We start from the raw sequence: 15,643 nt of genomic DNA, 5'->3' as shown, positions 1-15,643 counted from the left end.
GATGATCCCGCAGGCCTGAATGGGCCGAGCATCGCTGTTTTATGGTTAACGGCGCGTAAACGACCCGGCAATTTCTGCCGCCGCGCGGCAGTTTCGCGCTCCCTGGCGAACCGGAGCAAAATGACGACCCGACAATTTCGATAAATATATCAACACATTGCCCAAGCGAAGCAGAGTGGCACGCAGCTCGCATGGTTAATGGCGGATCGCCGTCATGGGAGTGTCGCGCGATCCGCGAGTTCAGTTCGAGGGGAGCATCGGGATGCCCGGCATCCGCATCGCAAATCTGTTCGGAGTGGCCTGCGCCGCGCTGCTGGCGCTGGCGGCCTCCGTCATGCCGGCGGCCGCGACGTCGCGGATCAAGGATCTCGCCAATATCGAGGGCGTGCGCCAGAACCAGCTGATCGGCTACGGCCTCGTGGTCGGCCTCAACGGCACCGGCGATACGCTCAACAACATCCCCTTCACCAAGCAATCGCTGCAAGCGATGCTCGAGCGCATGGGCGTCAACATCCGCGGCGCCACCATCCGCACCGGCAACGTCGCCGCGGTGATGGTGACCGGCAATCTGCCGGCGTTCGGCACCCAGGGCACGCGCATGGACGTCACCGTCTCGGCGCTCGGCGATGCCAAGAACCTGCAGGGCGGCACCCTGCTCGTCACCCCGCTGCTCGGCGCCGACGGCAATGTCTATGCGGTGGCGCAGGGATCGGTGGCGGTCGCCGGCTTCGCGGCCGAAGGTGCCGCCGCCAGCGTCGTGCGCGGCGTGCCGACCGTCGGCCGGATCGCCAACGGCGCCATCATCGAGCGCGAGATCGAGTTCGCGCTCAACCGCCTGCCCAATGTGCGCCTCGCGCTGCGCAACGCCGACTTCACCACCGCCAAGCGGATCGCCGCTGCGGTCAATGACTATCTCGGCGTCAAGACCGCCGAGCCGATCGATCCCTCCACGGTGCAGCTTGCGATCCCGACGGAGTTCAAGGGCAACGTCGTCGCCTTCCTGACCGAGATCGAGCAGCTGCAGGTCGATCCCGATCTGGTGGCCAAGATCGTGATCGACGAGCGCTCCGGCATCATCGTGATGGGCCGCGACGTTCGCGTCGCCACCGTCGCGGTCGCGCAGGGCAATCTCACCGTCTCGATCTCCGAGAGTCCGCAGGTCAGCCAGCCCAATCCGCTGTCGCGCGGCCGGACAGTCGTGACGCCGCGCACCAGCGTCGGCGTCAGCGAGGACGGCAAGAAGTTCGCAGTGGTCAAGGACGGCGTCTCGCTGCAGCAGCTGGTCGACGGCCTCAATGGCCTCGGCATCGGACCGCGCGACCTCATCAGCATCCTGCAGGCGATCAAGGCCGCCGGCGCGATCGAAGCCGACATCGAGGTGATGTGATGGCGAGCCTGATCAACAGCACCACCGGCAGCATGCCGAACAAGGCGTTGATGCCGATGTTCAACGGCCGCCCCGATCCCGTACTGCAGGACGCGCTGAAGAAGGTGACGCCGCAGCAGGCCGCCAAGGCGAAGGCGACCGCGACCGATTTCGAATCGATGTTCCTGAATTCGATGTTCTCGCAGATGACGACCGGCCTGAAGGGCGATGGCCCGTACGGCGACACCGTCGGCACCGGCGCATGGCGGTCGATGCTGACCGACGAATACTCGAAGAATTTCGCCAAGGCTGGCGGCGTCGGCATTTCCAACGAAGTGTTCCGCTCGCTGATCCTGCAGCAGGCGAACAAGGGCTAGGGTTTCAAGGAGCAGCGCGATGAACCAGCGTCCACAGCAGCCGCGGCCAGTAGCATCCGCCCCCGCCGCGCGGTCCGCGACGTCGACGCCGCCGGACGTCGCGCGTCTCGCCAACGAGCTGACCGAGGTGATGAGCGGCCTGCTTGCCGTGATCGAGCAGGAGACCGAGTTCGTCCGCGCCGGCAAGATCCGCGAGAGCATGCGGCTCGAGCCGCAGAAGTCCGAGCTGTCGCGGCGCTACATGCTCGCGGTGGAGCATCTGAAATCGATGCAGAAGATGCTGTCGCAGACCGATCCCGAGCTGCTCGCGACACTGCGCCGTCATCACGAGACATTCCGCGCCATGCTGCAGGTCAATTTGACCGTGCTCGCAACGGCGCACGCCGTCTCCGAAGGCATCGTGCGCGGCGTCAATGCCGAGGTGCAGCGCCGCAACATTCCGAACACCTATACCGCAAGCGGACAGCGCGCCACGCCGGGCCCGCGCAACATGACGCCGATCGCGGTCAGCCGCACGCTCTGACGCCTACGCCTACAATTTAGCTCAATTCGACGCCGCCCAGGCAGCGCGGCATTCAGCGTGTTTTCTAACAGCCTGTTGAGAGGTTCCCCGTAGAGTTGCGGACCGTGAGGGGTTGGGATTTGACTCAAGCAAACTAGTGCCTGTGCACTACGAGGCTGCCATGAGTACAGATTTCAACATCAAGCCGGTGGGGGCACCGGTCGCGGCGCCGATGGTCTCTCCCACGAGCGATACGGCGCAGAAGGCGGTCAAGACTGAACTGCCGGCGAGCCAGAGCGTCACCGCTCCGGAGCCGAGCGTGCGCGTCACCATCGATCCCGACGCCGTCAACGCATCGATTTCAAACCAGGCTCCGTCGGTCAGCGACCAGGTCATCATCGACCGCGACGCGCGCGCCGTGGTCTATCAGGTGGTCGATAATCGCACGAATTTGGTGGTGAGGCAGTTTCCGGAAGAAGCCGTATTGCGCCGCCGCGCCTATTTCCACGCGCTCGATCTCAGCAAGGACGCGCCGACGCGGGTGCGCGCCACCGATCGTCGCGCCTAGACGCGGAGCAACGACCGCTCAGGTCTTCTGCGTGGCGTAGGCCTTGTCGAGATAGGTCGCCCCGGTGGCCGGATCGGTGACGACATTGGCGATCAACGCCGTCCCCTGCTGCACCAGCGCGAACTTGGTATCGCCGATCCGGAACCCGCCATCCTTGATCAGCACGTCCTGATACTTGCTGGTGCCGTCGCTCTGGTAGTGGACCTTGGCGCGGAAGCCATCGACGTTCGACACCGAGATGTTGAACGACTTGTTGTTGGCGTACTTGCCGCTCCAGCTGCCCTCATAGAGGTTCGGATCGACGGCCACATAGGGCGTCTTCGACGGGACCGTCAGGCCGGCGGCCTTGTAGTTGGCCGACAGGATGCTCAACACGTCGGCCATGCCGAGGGCTCCGTCAGGAATCGATCGATCAGCCGCGACCCGAGAGGCCGGCAGCGATATTGCAGTTGATATCGATCAGCGACTTCAGTTTCGCCGGATCCGGATTCATCTGGATGTCGACGGTCTGCTTCATCACGAACACGCCGATATTGGCGATGTTCTGGCGAATCTCGAGCGGCTGCGGATTGTCGTCGCCCTGCGCGGCACTGAGAAAGATCGACCACAGCCGGCGGTTGAACAGCAACGCGTGATCGAGCGCCTTGTCGGGACCGTTCCAGTTCGTCTGGACTTCCTGCAGCTGCCGCGCGGCCTTCAACAGCGCCTGCGCTTCGATTTCACGTGGGGACGCCGTCGTCGTGGAGGTACGAGCGTAGGCCTGGGCTGCATTCGACATTCAATGACCTCGATGGGATGCGGATTTCTCGAGCCGCGAAGACGCAATTCTAGCGCCCGATATTTATGCATCCGGCGCCTTTAAATATGGTTAGCAGGCGTTACGAAATGCGTCGTTCTGACGGCATGGACAGACACCGTAATATCCCGGAGACAAAAGAAAACGGCGGGGTTTCCCCCGCCGTTCTCGAAGCACTTGCCGGCGCGCTTAGCGGAGCAGCTGCAGCACGCTCTGCTGGCTCTGGTTGGCGAGCGCCAGCGCGGAGACCGCGATCGACTGGCGGGTCGACAGCGCCTGGCTGTTGGCCGCTTCCTCGTTGGTGTCGGCCAGCGTCAGGTTGGACGAACCGGTCTGCAGCACGTTGATCAGGTTCTTCGAGAAGTCCTGACGGATCTGCACGATCGACAGGTTCGAACCCAGCGTCGAGGCTTCGCTGCGCAACGCGGAGCTCGCCGAGCTCAGCGACGAGATGACGCTGTTCGCCGAGTTGTTGTCGAGGAAGTCGGTGCCGGCGGTCAGCGCCTTCAGTCCGAGGCCGCTGGCATTGAAGGTGACGCCGGTGATGCTCAGCGTCGACCTTCCGGTCTCGTTGAAGGTCAGCTTCAGGCTGTCGCCGTTCAACAGGTTGATGCCGTTGAACGAGGCGTCCTGCGCCGTGGTCGTGATCTGCGCGATGGTGTTGTTGTACTGCGTCACCAGAGCGGCACGCGCCGACTGCGAGGCCTGGTCGGCGACCGGGGCCGTGCCGGCCGCGCTGAACGTCGCGGTGCCGCCGCCGGTGTTGGTGAAGGTCACCGCACCGATCGTCGAGGACGCCGCGTCATTGGTCGTGGTGATGACAAGCTTGTTGGAGCTGTCGAGGCTCGCCGTCAGGTTGCTGGCCGCCAGCGACGTGTTCAGCTGCGCCAGCGACGTGCTGGCCCCGAAGGTGAAGCTGAAGGCGGGTTGGCCGGCCGAAGCCGCGATCGCCAGCACGTCACCGCTCTTGATCGTGGTGCCGTCGACGAGGTTGGCAGACGTGCCGCCGAGCGCCGCAGTCGAAGTGACCTGCGACCTGGTGGTGTAGCCGGTCGGGCTCTGCAGCACCTGGTTGGCGATCGACTTCGCGGTATCGACCAGCTTCTGCAGCGAGGTGATGCCGGTGTTGGCGGCCTGCAGCACCTGCACGCCGTTGCCGATGCCATCGAGCAGGTTGTTGATGTCGCTGGCGCGGTTGTCGAGCGATTGCGCGGTGAAGAAGTTGGTCGGGTTGTCGAGCGCCGTGTTGACCTTCTTGCCGGTGGCAAGGCGGTTCTGCGTCGTGGAGAGCAGATCGGCGGTGGACTGGAGGGAGAGGAGGTTCTGGCGAACGGAGGAGGAGAGAATGATATCGGACATTTTCATACCTTTCTGGTGTGAAACTGAGGAAAAAGCCGCTCCAATCCTTTCTGATCGGGCGGATGGCCGATCCTGCGGTCTGGCCGCGAAGGAAAAAGAAATCTCCGGCACGGTATTTGAGACAAAAGCCGAAGAATAAAATTGTCACCATTGGGCGAGGTTCGCCCCGAAAACTACTGAGACGACTGACAATTCCGGCTAGATAACGACGCTAGCGCCCGCCCCTCGTTCACCAAGCATTAACCATCATGGGAAAGGATCGCTGTCGCATCGGCCCCTGCCCGCAACGGCGGCTGCTAAGCAGTGCCGAACCACTTCGCTCCGCCAGCGAAGACATCGCGCGACTGCAGGCAAAGGAGAACGGTCATGGCCCTGAAGGTCGAACTCAAACCGAACGAACGCATCATCGTCGGCAATTGCGTGATCACCAACACCGACCAGCGCGCCCGCCTGCTGATCGACGGCGACCGCATCCCGATCCTGCGCGAGAAGGATATCCTGACGCCCGAGACCGCGGACACGCCGGCGAAGCTGATCTATCTCGCCGTGCAGCTGATGTATCTATCGCCGGACCCGATGGCGCACCACCCGACCTATTTCAGTCTGGTGCGCGACATCATCACCGCGATGCCGAGCGCATGGCCCTTCATCGAAAGCGTCAACAACTTCATCCTCAACGGCGACCTCTATCACGCGCTGAAGGAATCCAAGAAGCTGATCGCACACGAAGAGAAGCTGCTGGAAACCGCGCGCGACCAGCAGAACGCCGAGCGGGACGACACACGCAAGAGCGCGTAGAGCTTCTTGTTTTGACGCGTTTTCTTTGCGCGAACCGGCGTCCGCTTCGCTTGAAAACGCTCCAGCCCCACTCGCCTCAACGAAAAAGGCCTCCGCGCGGAGGCCTTTTTGCTGGCTGGAGTTCAGGAGCGCGCGATCAGCTGATCGGCAGGTATTTCAGGAGCGTCGTCTGATACAGCATCGACGTGGTCTGGTACGACGCCTGCAAGCTGGTTTGCAGCGCCAGGATCTTGGTCGCGACCTCGTCCTGATTGACGCCCTCGACCGAGTCGAGCATCGTTTCCGCCATCCCCTTCAGCTGGGTCTGCCGATCGGTGGCCGCCTTGGTCGCGGTCTGGGCACCGGCGAACTCGGCCTGCACGTCCTGGATCTGCTGCTGACCGTTTTGCGGGGCGAGGTTGCCGCTCACGCGCTGCGCGAGCGCCGTCACCTGCGCGCTCGCATTCGGGTTGCTGGCATTGGTGGTGACGGCTGCGTACACCGCGACGTTCTGCAGCAAATAGCGGAAGGCCTGCTCGTTGGCGCGCGCGCCATACTGCACGGTGATCGACTGATCGACCTGGGCGACCGCGGTGCCGCGCGCCGACCCCGGGCCATTCTCGCCGGTGTACCAGTAGACGGTGTTGCCGGGCGTGCCCGCGACCAGGTTGGTCGCGGTGTCGAACGGCGGTCCTCCTACCCTGAGCGGCGCCGGCGCTGCGGTGGTGTTGTTGGCGATGCCGAGCGCGCCGAGCGCGGCGGTGTTGGAGCTCGAGATCGACAGGCTCTCGCCGTCGGCGCCGTGCAGGGTGATCGCGCCGTTGCTGATGGTCGACGGGTTCTTGGTGCCGCTGATCTGGTCGATCTTGGCCATCAGCGTCTGCACGCTGTCGGTGACGTTGACCTGGTTGCCGGTGGCGCCCGAGGCCACGAAGGTGATCGGCGTGCCGTTCACCGTGATGGTATCGCCGGCGGCAAAGCTCGTCGACAGCGAGTCGGTGCCCGCCGTCCCCGACAGCGCCGTGGCGCCGCTGATCGGCGCCGGCGGCGTGTTCTGGTTGTTGACCGCCGCACCCGAGACGGTTGCGACCGGATTGAAGAAATTGTTCGACGCCGCCACCGCGGACGCCGCGACCAGCGACGTGTCGCTCAACGTCTTGATCGACGAGGTCAGCGTCGATTGCAGGTTGGCCGTCGTCGCCGCGGTGTCGGCGCCGATCAGGAACGAACCGGCGGGCGGCGGGTTCGTCGTCGTCGCCGTGAGTTCGATCGCTTCGGTGGTGCCGTCGGGCAGCGTGAAGTTGAACTTGATCTTGTCGCCGTCCTTCGGATTGACGGCGCCGAGATCGACCGACGCCGACTTCGGCGTGCCGGTCGGCTGCGTCACCGTGGCGCCACCCGTCAACGACGACTGCACCGACAAGAGGTTCAGGCCGAACGGCGAGCCGTCCTCGGCGATACTCGTGACCGTCGTGGTCGCCGGCGGCGACGAGACGCTCAGGCGCCCCATCATGCCGGCGCCCTGATCGGCCTGCTTGCGCTCATTGATGAGCTGCGTGAGGCCGGCCTGGGTAGCCGTGCCCTTGAGCATGGTATCGGCGGACACCGTGGCCGGCGTATCCATCGCGCGGCCGGAGAACAGATAGCGGTCGCCCGACTGGCTGTTCAGCATCGCGACCGCGTTGGCGAAGGCCGCCTGCGCCGTGATCTGGCCCGAGGTCTGGCCGCTGTCGTTGAGCGTCAGCGTCGCCGTCGTCGCGGCGTTCTTCACCTGGGTCCCGACGTCGGACAGGCCCTGCAGGGTGAGGTTAGCGACACTCAGGCGCGTGTTGAGGTTGGTGGCGGTATCGGAGAATGCGTTGATGCCGCTGATCTGCGCGCGCAGGCTGAGCGCGAAACCGCGATCGAGCCCCTGCCCCGCATAGGTCGTCGATACCTTGCCGGTCGCAAGCTGCGTCGTCAGGTCATTGAGCTGATTCCGCAGGTTGAGGATCGTGGTGCCGATATAGGAAGTTCTGCCGCTTACGCCGTCGATCGACATGTTACCCTCACGTGAGCTGCAGCAGCGCGTCGTACATCTGCTTGATCGACGACATCACGCGCGCATTGGCGGAATAGGCGTTCTGCAGCGAAAGCAGATGCGCCATCTCCTCGTCCATGTTGACGCCGGAGGTCGAGTCCATCTTGGTCTGCAGCGTGTTCAGCACGACGTCCTGGCCGTCAGCCAGTTGCTTGGCGGCGGTCGCCGACTCGCCCTGCTGGCTGATGAACTGCTTGGCAAAGTTGAGCAGCGTGCCGGTGAACGGCGCGCCTGACGTGCCAAGGCCGGTCTGCGGCGAATAGCTGTACGAGGCGTTCGACAGCTGGTTCAGAACGAGGTTGGCGCGCGTGGTGTCGCCGGCCGGCGTCTGCGGATTGGTCGAGTACACCACCATGCGCGAGGGATCGCCGATCAGGCCGGTGTTGACGCTGATGCGCGCGGCAAGGCCGGTGGTCTGCGAGCCGTTCGCGGTGATCGCGCCGGTGTAGAGTCCGCCATTGTCGGTGAACAGCGGAAGGTGCGGATCGCCCGAGGTCAGCGACGAAACCGTCGACGTGACCGACGCCGCGGTCACATCGGCCTTGTTGACGGCGCCGTCGTCGAGCACGCGCAGCGTCGACCCGGACGGATTGGAGAATTGCAGGCCGGTTCCGCCGAGTGCGCCGTTGAGCTGCGACAGCACCGAGCTCATGCCGCCTGAGAAATCGATGCCCAGCACCTCGTCGTTCGGATCGACGGTCGCGGTATTGCTCAGCGGCAGCACGTTCGGATCGTCGACGCGAATGATCGACAGATTATGCGTGAGGCCGGTGGTGTTGTCCTTGTAGGAGACGTGGATGGTGTTGCCGTTCTGCAGCCCCGAGAGGTCGAGGTCGAAGCCGGACTGCGCCCCCGCCGTCGCCGCGGTGCCCGCGGTCGTCTTGTCCGACAACGCGCTCGACATCGCGGCCGCGAACTGATCGATCTGTGTCTGGGCCTGCGCCAGCGTGTTGTCGCGCAACTCGAGATAGGCGGCGATCTTGCCGGAGCGAATCGAGTTGGTCGACACCATGTCATAGGTGCCGCCATGCGGGAACGTGATGGTGATGGTGCCGACCGTGCTCTTGGTCGGGTCGGTATTGTACAACGTGTTGGGCGTCATCGTGCCCTGGGCGTTGAAGCTGAGCGTCGCGGCCTCGGTGCCGACCAGCTGCACGCCGGAATTGGTGAACACGCTCACCTGGTTCTGGCTGTTGGTGACGGTACGGATGTCCATCAGCTGCGAGAGCTGCGTGACGTAACGGTCGCGCTGATCGAGCAATGCCGCGGTCGAGGCATCGGTCGTGCCGCCATTGGCCGCCAGCTGGACATTGAGGCGCGCAATCTGCTGCAACGCATTGTTGGCGCTGTTGATGGAGTCGCTGATGCCGGCCTCGGCGTTGGCGCGCAGCGTCTGGATTCCCTGCGAAGTCGCGTTGAGCTGCTGCGCCATCGATTGCGCGGCATTGATCACGCCGATGCGGGCCGACTGCGATTCCGGGCTGGTCGACAGCCCCTGCAGCGCGGTCAGGAACTTGTTGTAGGCGTCCTCGATCGTGCCGGTGGAGTCGGGATTGCCGTACACGCCCTGCAGATTGGCCAGGAAATCCGAGCGGACGTCGGCATAGGCCGCGCCCGACGTCTCGGTGCGAAGCTGGGTCTGCAGGAATTCGTCGAGCTGGCGGTTGACGCCGGTAATGAGGACGCTCGATCCGTACTGGCCGGTGGTGCCGGTGACCTGGTTGAGCGTCTTCCTGACGTAGCCGGGCGTCTCCGCGTTGGCGACGTTCGACGACACGAGCGAGAGCGAGGCCTGCGTGGCGCGCAGGCCCGACATCGCGGTGGAGAGGGCTTGGCTCAAACCCATGATGTGTACTCGCCTTTACTTCTTCACACGTGCAGCAACGATGCGATCAGCGCACCACGTTCAGGAGATCCTGCACCATCGAATTGGTTGTGGTGATCACCTTGGTGTTCGCCGAATAGGCCTGCTGGGTCACGATCAGCTTGGTGAATTCGTCGGCAATATCGGTGTTCGAGCTCTCGAGCGAGGAGCCGACGATGGTGCCGGCCTTGCCGAACAGCGCCGCGCCGGACTCGTCGGTTGCCTCGAACGCACCGCCGTCGATGCGCTTGAGGAAGTTGGTGCCGTTGAAGGTCGCCACCGAGATTTCAGCGAGGTCGATGTTGCGGCCGTTGGTGTAGTTGCCGACGATGCGACCGTTAGTCGAGACGCTGACCGACTGCAGCTGGCCGGCGGGGAAACCGTCCTGCTGGATCTGGTTCACCTGAACGTTGCCGTTGGCGTCGGCGAACTGGGTCACGCCACCGGAGCCGAAATTGATCACGGGGCTGCCGAGCGACACGCCGTTGACGACGGCATTGGTGAGCGCCACCGAGGAGATCGCCGGCGACATCTGGCCGTTCGAGGCGAAGGTGAAGTTGACGTTGACGTTCTGCCACGAGACCTGCGTGCCGGTCGCATTGGGATTGACCTGATAGAACAGGTTCCAGGTGTCGGTATGTCCGCTGCCCAGCGAGGAGCTGTCGGTCTTGGCCCAGCGGAATTGCAGGTTCACCGGCGCGCCCGACACGTCGTAGGCCGTGACGGCGCCGCCCGAGACGGATTCGTTCAGGAAGGTCGAGTTGTCGTTGCCGATAACCTGGCCGGTGCCGACCGTGCCGCCGCCGCCGCGAACCGCAACCGCCGACCCGGTGAAGCCGAGCGCCGCAAAGGCGGTCGCGTTCGAGCTCGTCACGTTGAGATCGGCCAATTTGCCGGAGTGCAGGGTGATCTTGCCGCCGCTGATCGTCGATGGCGTCGTGGTACCGGTGATCGCGTCGATCTTCGCAAGCAGCGTTCCGATGCTATCGGTGACGTTGAGCTGGTTGCCGGTCGCCCCCGACGCCACAAAGGTGATGACGGTGCCGTTGACCGTGATCGTGTCGGCGGGCACGACGGGCGGGCCCGCAGAGCCGGCGCTGAAGTTGGTATTGATCGAATCGGTGCCGGCTGCGCCCGAAAGCAGGGTCGCGGCGGTAATGGCCACCGACGGCGTCGCCTTGTTGTTTTGCGCGGTGCCGGTGATCGCGGAATCGGTATACGGCGCAGCCGGCGTGCCCAGCACCAACGGATTGTTTCCACTGCTGAACGCGCCCGGCCGGATCAGCTCGGAACCGGGAACCGAAGTGTCGTGCGCGGTGGTCAAGGGATAGGACGCGAGGTTGGCGCGATAGTCGATCTTGGTGGTCTGCTGCGCCGGCAGGAAGTCGTTCTTGAATTGCAGCACCTGCGGCGATGAGCCCGCCGGGTTGCCGGTGGTCGGGTCGATCGGCACGCCCTCGAGATAGTAGCCGGCACCGTTGACGAGATAGCCGTCCTTGTTGAGCTGGAAATCGCCGCGGCGGGTATAGCGGTCGACGCCGTCGAACACCGGGGCGCCGTCGGTGAAGCTGCCGGGCTTCTGCACCGCGAAGAAACCGTTGCCGTTGATCGCCATGAAGGTCGCGACCGATGCCGACTGGACGTCGCCCTGCACCGAGTTGGTCGAACGGGACTGCGCGGTGACGCCGCCGGCAAGTTGCGCGGTCAGCGCGGTCTGCGGCACGAGGTCAAGGAATGAGGTATCGATGCGCTTGAAGGCGGTGGTCTGCGAGTTGGCGATGTTGCCGGAGATGTTTTCGAGCGCGTACGACCCCGCGCGCAAGCCACCGACAGCCGTCGTGAGAGCGCCGAAGATACCCATGACATGTTCTCCAATTCGATTCCCGGCGGCTGGCAATCACAGGAATGGCCGCATCGGCGGAGCATGTCGCAAAGGTCGTGCCACGAAACAAAACGTAACAAAATCATCCGCTTGAAAAAAATGCCCCGGTCGTTCGACCGGGGCACATTTGCCGGGAGCGGCAACAATTGCCGGGAAGGAATGTCAGGTCGCCGATGGCGCCGCCGGGTGAAATACCAGCGCGAAACCGTCCATGCAGTAGCGCAGCCCGGTCGGTTTCGGGCCGTCGTCGAAGACGTGGCCGAGATGGCCGCCGCAGCGGCGGCAATGCACCTCGGTGCGCACCATGCCGAAGGTGCGGTCCGACGTCGTGCCGACCGCATTGTCCAGCGGCTTGTAGAAGCTCGGCCAGCCGGTGCCGCTCTCATACTTGGTCTCGGACGAGAACAGCGGCAGGTCGCAACCGGCGCAGGCGAAGGTGCCCTTGCGGTGCTCCTTGAGCAGCGGGCTCGATCCCGGCCGCTCGGTGCCCTGGTTGCGCAGGATCTCGTATTGCTGCGGCGTCAGCTGGGCGCGCCATTCGGCGTCGGTCTTCTCGATCTCGAATTTCTCGGCGGCCTGCGCCGGCGAGGCGCGCAGCCAGCGGAAGGCGGCGAAGCCGAACAGGCCGGCGACGGAAGCAAGCAGGATGCGGCGATCGATCATCAATCATCTCCGGTGCGGACGGCTCAGGGGGCGTGCCCCGAGGTTCGTCAACAGATACGAATCCCGCCGGCGGACGTTACATCCGCCCGTCGGAGATCCGCTCACTTTCTTGCGAGGCATCCGGATACGGCGCCTCGCCGTCCTCGATCTGCCTGGGCGCGGGCGGACGCGCCGGCCGCACAGCCGACGGGGGTGGACGGCGGAGTGCGGGTCCCCGGGTTCCCGCCCTGAGATTGGCCTCGGCGAGCCGCGCCTCGCGCAGGCGCTCCTTCGCACGCGCACCCTCGCGGTAGCGCGCCAGAACACCCGCCACGGACGAGGCCCCCCTCGCCCACAGGCTGACGAAATGACCGGCGACGCGGCCGGTGGTGCCGCCGGCCCAGACCAGCTCGAACGGCGAAAACAGCCGCCAACGATCGTCACCCCACAGGATGCTGCGCGCGATCAGCTGCCCGGCGAGCGCCGAGGTGTTGAGTCCCTGCCGGCCGAAGCCGCTCGCCACCCACAGGCCTCGGCGCAACTGGCCGATCTGCGGCATACCGTGCACGGTAACGCCGACCGCGCCGCCGAACATCTCCGCGACCGGAACCTTGCCGAGTTGCGGAAACACCGTGGCGACGCGGCGCTGCACCGCCGAGCTGAGGCGCTCCGGCCGTGCGTCCCAGGTGGTCTCGGGGCTGGCCCACAGCAGCCGATCGCCATCGACGACACGGAAATGGTCGATGCCGTCGCTGTCGACGACCGAGCCGGGAAAGGCGATGGACTCCGCCAGCCGCTCCCCGAGCGGCTCGGTCAATGCCGCGTAGCGCCACACCGGCAGCAGCGTATCGGACAGCCGCTTCAACGGCGCACCGAGATGGATATTGCCGGCGAGGACAATATGGTTGGCCCGCAGCCGCGCCGTCGGCGTCACGATGCGTTTGCGGATGCCGGAAAAATCGATGCTGACGACCGGCGTCTCCTCGAAGATCCGCACGCCAGCCCGCGTCGCCAGCGCGGCGAGGCCGTGCACATATTTGCGGCCATCGATCTGGAACGCCTTCGGATAATAGATGCCGTGGAAATAGCGGCCGGTCCTGAGCACGCTGCGCACGCGATCGACCTGCCAGCCCTCGACCTCGGTCGCGAAATCCTCGCCCAGCGTCTGCAGACGGCCGATCAGCGCCTCGCCGACATCGACATTGGAGACTTCCAGCGCGCCATCGCTCGGCTTGATGCCCGGGATCAAATCTTCGGTAGCGGTGGCGCGGACATAGTCGGCGCCCTCCTTCGACAGCGCCCACAATTCGCGGGCATCGTCGAGGCCGACGCGCTCGATCACATCTGATATCGGCAGGCCGAATCCCGGCATCACGGTGCCGAGATGATGACCGGAGGCGTTCCAGCCGATCTGGCGGCCCTCGAGCACCGCAACGCTCGCACCGAGCCGCGCCGCCTCACGCGCCACGGTCAGGCCGGCAAGCCCGGCCCCGACCACGCAAATGTCGACGTCGAGGTCGAACGCCAGACGGTCGCGGAACGGCGAGGCCGCCTGATCGGGGCCGTCCGCCGCACTTGTGGAACTCTCGCTCATGGCGTTTCTTACGGACCGCTGCGGCGCTTGTCACCTTGTCCAGGGCATGAGCCTGTAGAATTAATTCGACCTGACCGAATCGAGAATGGAAGTCCATGCGCCGTTTGCTGCTGCTGCGTCACGCCAAGACCGAACACGACGCGCCTTCGGGGCACGACCAGGACCGCCGTCTCGACGAGCGCGGCCACCGCGACGCAGCGGAGATCGGCGGCTGGATCGCCCGTCATCCACCCCTGCCCAATCTGGCGCTGGTCTCGCCGGCAGCCCGCACCAGGCAGACCTGGGAGATCGTGCGCGAGGTGCTGAAGGGCGCCGGGCCTGCGCCGAAAGTCGAATTCGTGCCAGACCTCTACGGCGCCGATCCGGCGCAATTGCTGACCGCGATCCGGATGGCTTCGGTCACCGATCCGAAGCGGCTGATGCTGATCGGCCATAATCCCGGCATGCACGAACTCGCGCTGACCTTGACCGGCAGCGGCGACGAGGCCGCAAAGCGCGCGCTCGGCGACAATCTGCCGACCTCGGGGCTCGCCGTCTTCGACTTCGCGACCGACGACTGGAACGACGTCTCGTTCCGGCGCGGCAAGCTCGTCTTGTTCGTCAGCCCTAAACTGTTGAAGCAGGCCTCGCGCAGCTGACGCAAGCGGACAGCGCCGCGCCGCCATGCTATATTGACGTCTGCGCGACAGGGGGACCGGTTCGCGTCGATACCAGACCGACTTCAAGAAAAAGAAGGCGCGCGTCCCGGGCACAGGGACCAAACGGCTCCAGACCAATCGCGGACAGGAGGCGCAGATGTACAAGTCCATTCTCGTTCCGATCGACCTCGCCGATACCGACCTGGCGAAACCGGCGATCGCAACCGCTGCAACATTGTCGCAAACATGGAACGGGACGGTGCGTCTGCTCAACGTGCTGCCGATGACGCCAGTGATGCTCGCCGAATACGTGCCGGCGGATTTCGACAGCCAGCAGCGTGAGACGTCGGAAGAGGCGCTTGCGATCGTCGCGCGCGAATCCGGCATCGCACCCTCCCGCATCTCGGGCGTGGTCCGCCAAGGCGGCATCTATCACGAGATCCTCGAAGAGGCGGCGACCATGAAGGCCGACCTGATCGTGATGACCTCGCACCGGCCGGCGATGCGCACCTACTTCCTCGGCTCGAATGCCGGGCACGTGGTGCGCTACGCCAAATGCTCGGTGCTGGTGGTGCGGCACTAAAGCAGAATGAGTTATGGGGCCGTCGCAGGAGGCGCTGCCAAAATATCGAAAACAACCCCATGCAAAGTAGCCGGCGGCTGCCGGCGCTCGGCCAGGGCGACTTGACACGTCGGGCAACTCAGGAATATTCTTCTAATATTCCGAAATTGCGCCCACGTCCCCTCGCCCTACACGTCGCAGGCGGGAAAGGGAACGCGCCCAATTTGCGGGCGCAGCCTAATCTCAGCCTGCTTTAATCCAACCAGGACGTGGACTCATTAGCGCGTAGCCACAGCCGGATTGACGCGAGTTGGACGAACCCGAGGCAGTTGGCAGCGCGTTTGTCGTAGCGCGTTGCCACACGCCGGCAGTGCTTGAGCGGACTTCGCTGACGAGTTTGGAATAGTGGTCCGATGCTATCTCCTTAAGGTTGAGGCAATCAAGCCACGCTATTGTCTCGCCCGTGTCCTTCAAGATGGTAACGGTTGGCACCAAGGGTAATGTCTGGTTACTTCCTCACGGCTTGTCTGATCGTGGTAGCCTTGAGTTTCGAGGTGTCGTTTCGCCGATCCTGGAATCTATCACGGAACTCCGAGCTGCTTGGCCCGGCCCAGCGGCTCGCAGTTCGGCGGCGTG

At 64.6% G+C, this 15,643-nt stretch carries 16 protein-coding genes and 1 pseudogene; 8 read left to right on the top strand and 9 right to left on the bottom strand.

The annotated features are described in order from the left end of the window. Positions 1-262: 262 nt before the first annotated feature. From J2R80_RS22560 to J2R80_RS22545, 4 genes are all read left to right on the top strand, one after another. Positions 263-1,387, top strand: coding sequence for a flagellar basal body P-ring protein FlgI (locus J2R80_RS22560; RefSeq protein WP_038385504.1), 1,125 nt, complete (start codon positions 263-265; stop codon positions 1,385-1,387). Next, positions 1,387-1,743 (top strand): flagellar assembly peptidoglycan hydrolase FlgJ, encoded by a 357-nt coding sequence (gene flgJ / locus J2R80_RS22555; protein ID WP_168854999.1) that lies wholly within the window; start codon positions 1,387-1,389, stop codon positions 1,741-1,743. Before J2R80_RS22560 ends, flgJ begins: the two co-directional genes overlap by 1 nt. Before the next feature lie 19 nt (positions 1,744-1,762). Continuing rightward, positions 1,763-2,266, top strand: a complete 504-nt coding sequence (locus tag J2R80_RS22550; RefSeq protein ID WP_229191934.1) for a hypothetical protein — start codon at positions 1,763-1,765, stop codon at positions 2,264-2,266. A 160-nt stretch (positions 2,267-2,426) separates the two neighbouring features. Beyond that, the gene (locus tag J2R80_RS22545; protein WP_076825676.1) at positions 2,427-2,813 is read left to right on the top strand and encodes a hypothetical protein; all 387 of its coding nucleotides are present in this window, start codon (positions 2,427-2,429) and stop codon (positions 2,811-2,813) included. An 18-nt stretch (positions 2,814-2,831) separates the two neighbouring features. On the opposite strand, the gene J2R80_RS22540 is transcribed toward J2R80_RS22545, so the two are convergent. From J2R80_RS22540 to J2R80_RS22530, 3 genes are all read right to left on the bottom strand, one after another. After that, the gene (locus tag J2R80_RS22540) at positions 2,832-3,197 is read right to left on the bottom strand and encodes a hypothetical protein (RefSeq protein WP_016846761.1); all 366 of its coding nucleotides are present in this window, start codon (positions 3,195-3,197) and stop codon (positions 2,832-2,834) included. Between the two features lie 28 nt (positions 3,198-3,225). Beyond that, the gene (gene flaF, locus J2R80_RS22535; protein WP_016846762.1) at positions 3,226-3,591 is read right to left on the bottom strand and encodes a flagellar biosynthesis regulator FlaF; all 366 of its coding nucleotides are present in this window, start codon (positions 3,589-3,591) and stop codon (positions 3,226-3,228) included. A 207-nt stretch (positions 3,592-3,798) separates the two neighbouring features. Continuing rightward, positions 3,799-4,968 carry a flagellin gene (locus tag J2R80_RS22530; protein ID WP_253639450.1) on the bottom strand — a complete coding sequence of 390 codons (1,170 nt, stop codon included), beginning with the start codon at positions 4,966-4,968 and terminating at the stop codon, positions 3,799-3,801. Between J2R80_RS22530 and J2R80_RS22525 the strand changes: the two genes are divergently transcribed. Beyond that, positions 4,955-5,107, top strand: a complete 153-nt coding sequence (locus J2R80_RS22525) for a hypothetical protein (RefSeq protein ID WP_159109478.1) — start codon at positions 4,955-4,957, stop codon at positions 5,105-5,107. The two genes, J2R80_RS22530 and J2R80_RS22525, sit on opposite strands and share 14 nt — an antisense overlap. A gap of 227 nt (positions 5,108-5,334) precedes the next feature. Next, positions 5,335-5,766 (top strand): flagellar biosynthesis repressor FlbT, encoded by a 432-nt coding sequence (gene flbT / locus J2R80_RS22520; RefSeq protein WP_028337700.1) that lies wholly within the window; start codon positions 5,335-5,337, stop codon positions 5,764-5,766. A gap of 136 nt (positions 5,767-5,902) precedes the next feature. Here flbT and J2R80_RS22515 read toward each other — a convergent pair whose 3' ends face one another. From J2R80_RS22515 to J2R80_RS22495, 5 genes are all read right to left on the bottom strand, one after another. Further along, positions 5,903-7,786, bottom strand: a complete 1,884-nt coding sequence (locus tag J2R80_RS22515; RefSeq protein WP_253639449.1) for a flagellar protein — start codon at positions 7,784-7,786, stop codon at positions 5,903-5,905. Positions 7,787-7,793: 7 nt separating this feature from the next. After that, on the bottom strand, positions 7,794-9,671 hold the full coding sequence (gene flgK, locus J2R80_RS22510) for a flagellar hook-associated protein FlgK (protein ID WP_168855002.1): 1,878 nt from the start codon (positions 9,669-9,671) through the stop codon (positions 7,794-7,796). A gap of 46 nt (positions 9,672-9,717) precedes the next feature. Further along, a complete protein-coding gene (locus J2R80_RS22505) occupies positions 9,718-11,550 on the bottom strand; it encodes a flagellar hook-basal body complex protein (protein WP_057016673.1) in 1,833 nt (610 codons plus the stop codon). A gap of 183 nt (positions 11,551-11,733) precedes the next feature. After that, positions 11,734-12,234: a peptide-methionine (R)-S-oxide reductase MsrB gene (gene msrB / locus J2R80_RS22500; RefSeq protein ID WP_057016674.1), complete on the bottom strand. Its 501-nt coding sequence runs from the start codon at positions 12,232-12,234 to the stop codon at positions 11,734-11,736. Between the two features lie 76 nt (positions 12,235-12,310). After that, positions 12,311-13,807, bottom strand: a complete 1,497-nt coding sequence (locus tag J2R80_RS22495; protein WP_253639448.1) for an FAD-binding oxidoreductase — start codon at positions 13,805-13,807, stop codon at positions 12,311-12,313. A gap of 95 nt (positions 13,808-13,902) precedes the next feature. Here J2R80_RS22495 and J2R80_RS22490 point away from each other — a divergent pair, with 95 nt between their 5' ends. Together J2R80_RS22490 and J2R80_RS22485 are read left to right on the top strand one after the other, a co-directional pair. After that, complete coding sequence (locus tag J2R80_RS22490) at positions 13,903-14,445, top strand: histidine phosphatase family protein (protein ID WP_253639447.1); 543 nt, start codon at positions 13,903-13,905, stop codon at positions 14,443-14,445. 157 nt (positions 14,446-14,602) lie between these two features. After that, positions 14,603-15,028: a universal stress protein gene (locus J2R80_RS22485; RefSeq protein ID WP_016840840.1), complete on the top strand. Its 426-nt coding sequence runs from the start codon at positions 14,603-14,605 to the stop codon at positions 15,026-15,028. Positions 15,029-15,260: 232 nt separating this feature from the next. On the opposite strand, the pseudogene J2R80_RS22480 reads toward J2R80_RS22485, so the two are convergent. Continuing rightward, positions 15,261-15,386, bottom strand: a pseudogene (locus J2R80_RS22480) (IS5/IS1182 family transposase); the annotation flags it as partial. Positions 15,387-15,643: the final 257 nt, after the last annotated feature.

Source organism: Bradyrhizobium sp. USDA 4541, from assembly GCF_024171085.1.
Taxonomy (GTDB): domain Bacteria; phylum Pseudomonadota; class Alphaproteobacteria; order Rhizobiales; family Xanthobacteraceae; genus Bradyrhizobium; species Bradyrhizobium australafricanum.
Note: the sequence above shows the minus strand (reverse complement) of the source record. Positions and strands in the feature narration are given on the sequence as shown.